We start from the raw sequence: 4,018 nt of genomic DNA, 5'->3' as shown, positions 1-4,018 counted from the left end.
ACAGTCAATACTTTCAGCGGGATTTTTTTGGGGAAATTCGTCATGTCGCTGTCGGATAAGGTTTTTTATCTCCGCCAAACGCTGCGCCGCCTCCACCCCCCCCTCTTCTCCTCCGGCTGATGCGCCTTTGTGAATATGCCGCCTGAAACTCGGGGCTTCAGACGGCATCTGTTGGCTCTTCTTATCTTTTCAGAATGATTTCCAATACGAACTTGCTGCCCATATAGGCAATCATAAGGCTGACAAATCCGATGATGGTCCACACGGCGGCTTTTTTGCCGCGCCATGCGGTCATGCTGTGTTTGAGCAGCAGTCCTCCGTAAATCAGCCATGACAATATGCCGAATACGGTTTTATGGGTAAATGTCATGGGTTTGCCGAATACGGCTTCGGCGAAGAATGTGCCGCTGACGACGGAATAGGTCAGCAGGATGAAACCTGCCCACATGGCCTGGAACATGAGTTTTTCCAAACTGAGCAGCGACGGCAGGAATCCTGCGAGCTTGGAGAAGTTTCTGCGGTGCAGGCTCCGGTGCAGCAGCAAGCTCAAAACGGACAATAATGTTGCGATGCCGAACAGCCCGTATGCAAGCAGTGATGTGCCGATATGCAGCATAAAGGGAAAGTCGGTAATTTCATATCCCGAGAATTTTCCCGGGAAAACCAAACCTGACAGCAGCATCAGTGCGGCGCAAGGATACAGCAGCAACTGCACTCCGCGCAGCGGATAAAAAAAGCTGCCGGCAAAATAAATAAACAGCATCATCCAAACAATCAGGCTGCCGGAATACCCGAAGCCCATAATGATGATTTTGTCTTGAATGACCGGCATCAGCAGTGCCGCGCCGTGGACGGTCAATGCCGCGCCCAAAACCGGCAATTCCGTCTTCCACGGGTAATCCCGGCCGCGCCCCTGCTGTTGGCAGTGCCATGCAAATGCACCCAATCCTGCGTAAACCGCCGTCAAAAAGATGAAAACTGTCGGCATGGTGGACTTTCTCTATCTATACTGTTGCGCCGTATGCGGCCGCTTATGAAATATTGGAACTTTTAACGTTGGAATTGTAAAATCCCCGTTTCGGGCAAGCCTTGACGGATTTGCCGATATGCTGTCCGGCACACAAGCCGCATCAAATTATTTTGATTTTATTTTAACAAAAAATGCCCCTGATGGGGCAAGCTATTCTTACTTCAGACCAAGGACCAAGTATGTTAGACAATTTAACCGGCCGCTTCAGCAATGTCTTCAAAAACATCCGGGGGCAGGCCAAACTGACCGAAGACAATATTAAAGAAGCCTTGCGCGAAGTCCGACTCGCCCTGCTTGAGGCGGATGTCTCCCTGCCTGTCGTCAAAGAGTTCGTCAACAACGTCAAAGAAAAGGCCCTCGGTCAGGAAGTGGCGGGCAGCCTGACGCCTGACCAAGCCTTTATCGGCGTGGTCAACCAAGCCTTAGTCGAACTGATGGGCAAGGAAAACAAAACACTGGATTTATCGGTTTCACCGCCTGCCATCATTTTGATGGCCGGTTTGCAGGGTGCCGGTAAGACAACAACCGTCGGCAAACTCGCCCGCCTGCTGAAAAACGATCAGAAGAAAAAAGTTTTGGTGGTATCCGCCGACGTTTACCGCCCTGCCGCGATTGAACAGCTGCGCCTGTTGGCCGAACAGGTCGGCGTAGATTTTTTCCCATCCGATACCAACCAAAAACCGGTTGAGATTGCAACTGCCGCCGTTGATTACGCCAAAAAACATTTTTACGATGTATTGATGGTCGATACCGCCGGCCGTTTGGCAATCGATGAAGAGATGATGAACGAAATCAAAGCGCTTCATGCGGTGGTCAACCCGGTTGAAACTTTGTTCGTTATCGATGCCATGCTGGGTCAGGATGCGGTAAATACCGCTCAGGCATTTAATGAAGCCCTGCCGCTGAACGGCGTCGTATTGACCAAGATGGACGGCGACTCGCGCGGCGGTGCGGCATTGTCCGTACGCCATGTAACCGGCAAACCGATTAAATTTATCGGCGTCGGCGAGAAAATCAACGGCCTCGAACCTTTCCACCCCGACCGTCTTGCCAGCCGTATCCTCGGCATGGGCGACGTATTGACCCTGATTGAAGACGTTCAAAAAGGTATTGATGAAGAAGCCGCCGCCAAAATGGCGAAAAAGCTGCAAAAAGGCAAAGGCTTTGACCTCAATGATTTTAAAGAACAAATCCAGCAAATGCGCAATATGGGCGGTTTGGAAAACCTGATGTCGAAAATGCCGGGCGAACTGGGTCAAATATCGAAACAAATCCCCGAAGGTACGGCTGAAAAAGCGATGGGCAAAGTAGAAGCCATCATCAACTCGATGACCCCTAAAGAACGCGCCAACCCTGCCCTGCTCAAAGCCGGCCGCAAACGCCGTATTGCGATGGGCGCGGGCACAACCGTGCAGGAAGTGAACAAATTGCTCAAACAGTTTGAACAAATGCAGCAGATGATGAAGATGTTCAGCGGCAACGGTTTGGGCAAACTGATGCGCTTGGCCAAAGGCATGAAGGGAATGAAGGGAATGTTTCCCGGTCTTTAATGTTTGAAAACAAAAGCCGTCTAAAACGATTTTCAGACGGCTTTTTGTCTGTTACCATGTCTGCGCATCATTTCAAAACAGGTTGATGCACCCTTCCTCGAATTTCCGAATAGCTAAAACATGCCTGCTCGTGCGACAATTTCACACCTGCAAAATCAAGCAATTATTCAGAAAATCGTACCGATCCGGCCAGGGCAGTATAGTAAGTGTGTACCTTATACCGGACCTGCATGTTGAAACATAAAGGAAAAAATCATGAACCGTCGTCAATTTTTGGGCAGCGCCGCTGCCGTCTCTTTGGCTTCCGCCGCCTCTTTCGCGCGTGCGCACGGACACGCCGACTACCACCATCATCACGATATGCAGCCTGCCGCCGCATCCGCCTACACCGCCGTCCGCCAAACTGCCGCACACTGTCTGGATGCCGGACAGGTTTGCCTGACCCACTGCCTGTCCCTGCTCACTCAGGGCGACACGTCTATGTCCGACTGTGCGGTTGCCGTGCGCCAGATGCTTGCCTTATGCGGCGCGGTGCACGACCTTGCCGCACAAAATTCCCCTCTGACACGCGACGCGGCAAAAGTGTGCCTCGAAGCGTGCAAACAGTGTGCCAAAGCCTGTAAAGAACACGCCGCCCACCATGCGGAATGCAAAGCCTGTTACGAGTCCTGCCTCGACTGTATCAAAGAATGCGAAAAACTCGCCGCCTGATACTGAAAAATGCCGTCTGAACGGGGTTCAGACGGCATTTTTTTGACCGCGAAATTATGCGCCGAACACTTTCAAACGTTCCGCAACGGGTTCAAAGACCTTTTCACCTGCCGCCCCTTCAATACCACCGATAACCATTTGCGCGCGCAACAGCCAGTTTTCGGGAATATTCCACGCTTTAGCAATCGCCACATCGGGCAAGGGGTTGTAATGTTGCAGATTTGCACCTGCACCGACCGCGGCAAGTGTCGTCCAGACGGCATACTGTACCATAGCGTTCGCCTGGTCCGCCCAAACGGGAAAGTTGGCGGCATAAGCAGGGAACTGCTCCTGCAAACCTTTGACGACATTTTGATCTTCATAAAACAAAATGGTTGCCGCGCCCACCTTAAACAGCTTCAATTTTTGCGCGGTCGGTTCAAAACTGTCGGCAGGCACGACGGCACGCAGCGCGTCTTCGACAAATTGCCACACCTTATATATTGCGCCCCTTCTTAGGGACGCAATATATAAGGGTAATCCCATGCGTAACGCCGTAGGATTGGACATATCCAAGTTGACTTTTGACGCAACGGCCATTGTCGGCAATGCCGAATATTCGGCAAAGTTTGACAACGATTCAAAAGGTTTAGATCAGTTTTCGGACCGGTTGAAAAGCTTGGGATGTCAGAATCTGCATATCTGCATGGAGGCAACCGGCAATTATTATGAAGAAGTTGCCGACTAC

Annotated in this window: 3 protein-coding genes and 2 pseudogenes; 3 read left to right on the top strand and 2 right to left on the bottom strand. The window is 51.3% G+C overall.

Annotated elements, in window-relative coordinates; translation table 11 throughout:
• Positions 1 to 181: 181 nt before the first annotated feature.
• Positions 182 to 988 carry a cytochrome C assembly family protein gene (locus DFR77_RS12380; protein WP_003689873.1) on the bottom strand — a complete coding sequence of 269 codons (807 nt, stop codon included), beginning with the start codon at positions 986 to 988 and terminating at the stop codon, positions 182 to 184.
• Positions 989 to 1,209: 221 nt separating this feature from the next.
• Here DFR77_RS12380 and ffh point away from each other — a divergent pair, with 221 nt between their 5' ends.
• The gene (ffh, locus tag DFR77_RS12375) at positions 1,210 to 2,580 is read left to right on the top strand and encodes a signal recognition particle protein (RefSeq protein ID WP_003694208.1); all 1,371 of its coding nucleotides are present in this window, start codon (positions 1,210 to 1,212) and stop codon (positions 2,578 to 2,580) included.
• A gap of 255 nt (positions 2,581 to 2,835) precedes the next feature.
• Entirely contained in the window at positions 2,836 to 3,291 is a 456-nt protein-coding gene (locus DFR77_RS12370) for a four-helix bundle copper-binding protein (RefSeq protein ID WP_003694209.1), read from the top strand.
• A 54-nt stretch (positions 3,292 to 3,345) separates the two neighbouring features.
• Here the strand turns inward: DFR77_RS12370 and DFR77_RS12365 are convergent.
• Positions 3,346 to 3,768 (bottom strand): annotated as a pseudogene (locus tag DFR77_RS12365) (nitroreductase family protein); the annotation flags it as partial.
• Between the two features lie 46 nt (positions 3,769 to 3,814).
• On the opposite strand from DFR77_RS12365, the pseudogene DFR77_RS12360 reads away from it, so the two are divergent.
• Positions 3,815 to 4,018, top strand: a pseudogene (locus tag DFR77_RS12360) (IS110 family transposase); the annotation flags it as partial.

Source organism: Neisseria gonorrhoeae (genome assembly GCF_003315235.1).
GTDB lineage: Bacteria > Pseudomonadota > Gammaproteobacteria > Burkholderiales > Neisseriaceae > Neisseria > Neisseria gonorrhoeae.
The sequence above is the reverse complement of the archived record's forward strand: the minus strand, read 5'-3'. Positions and strand labels throughout refer to the sequence as shown.

Excerpts from the sequence above, each read along its gene's own strand:
- DFR77_RS12380 (WP_003689873.1), bottom strand. The coding sequence starts at position 988 with ATGCCGACAGTTTTCATCTTTTTGACGGCGGTTTACGCAGGATTGGGT.
- ffh (WP_003694208.1), top strand. The coding sequence starts at position 1,210 with ATGTTAGACAATTTAACCGGCCGCTTCAGCAATGTCTTCAAAAACATC.
- DFR77_RS12370 (WP_003694209.1), top strand. The coding sequence starts at position 2,836 with ATGAACCGTCGTCAATTTTTGGGCAGCGCCGCTGCCGTCTCTTTGGCT.